This is a genomic window from Endozoicomonas atrinae, assembly GCF_001647025.1.
GTDB classification, from domain to species: domain Bacteria; phylum Pseudomonadota; class Gammaproteobacteria; order Pseudomonadales; family Endozoicomonadaceae; genus Endozoicomonas; species Endozoicomonas atrinae.
Map to the genome: position 1 here is coordinate 1 of NZ_LUKQ02000637.1, position 906 is coordinate 906.

The 906-nt window shown below is 49.0% G+C and carries 2 protein-coding genes; both read left to right on the forward strand.

The genetic code is table 11. The annotated features are described in order from the left end of the window. Window positions 1-271: 271 nt before the first annotated feature. Entirely contained in the window at window positions 272-547 is a 276-nt protein-coding gene (locus AK963_RS29700) for a hypothetical protein (protein ID WP_139117803.1), read from the forward strand. Window positions 548-565: 18 nt separating this feature from the next. Continuing rightward, on the forward strand, window positions 566-906 hold a 341-nt coding region (locus tag AK963_RS29705; RefSeq protein ID WP_139117804.1), incomplete at its 3' end, for an N-acetylmuramoyl-L-alanine amidase.

The window sequence follows — 906 nt, forward strand, 5'->3', positions numbered from 1 at the left end:
CAGAACTGGAAACGGGACTTTGAACCATGGCATGAGTATTACTGGCAATTCTGTGACCAGCAGTTAGACCGAATGGCATTAGTCCCGGTTGCAAATTCCGTTCAACGGCTGAAATATGGCAAGGAGCAAACTGATTAAGTTTTGAACAATTCTTCGCCAACACTTGCTAATGATTACAAAAACGGGTACTTTGTCCGAAGAATCAAAAACCTCACCCAGAGATGGCGTGGGGTTTTTTTATGCCCTAAATTTTTCTGTGCAGGACGCACTTATGGCTGACCTCTCCGACCGCCTGGATCGTATTGATACGAAGCTGGACAAGTTGAGCGAGGCGGTATCCCAACTCGCCAGAATCGAAGAACGAATTTCCCACCAGAATGAAAACATGGGCACGATTGATGCCCGTCTCAATGATATGGAAACCCGTATCCGTTCTCTCGAACAGGCCAGCAGTTCCCGAGGCGTCATTCTCGCCGGAATGGAACGGTTCGGCTGGATCATCATCTCCGCACTGGTGGGATTAGTGGCTTATTTTTTCAGGAAGTAATTGCTTCAGGAAACCCCCATGACTCCAAGGATGGATACTAATTTCATCGTGATCCACTGCTCGGCTACCCGTGCTAATCAGCAAGTAACCGTTGAGGATATACGGCGCTGGCATGTGGTCGATAATGGCTGGTCGGATATTGGCTATCACTGGATCATTGACCGTAATGGCAAGATTCATCATGGCCGAAATGCACAGGCTCAGGGAGCACACATAAAGGGGCATAACCACGAGTCCGTGGGTATCTGTCTGATCGGTGGCATCGATGAGAATGGCAATCCTGAGGACAACTACACCTCGGCACAATGGCTCATGCTGGAAATGCTGGTAGAAACCCTGGAGCTTCGTTATCCACAGGC

Bases quoted from the DNA above. Each gene is read 5' to 3' on its own strand.
- AK963_RS29700 (WP_139117803.1), top strand. From the start codon at position 272: ATGGCTGACCTCTCCGACCGCCTGGATCGTATTGATACGAAGCTGGAC.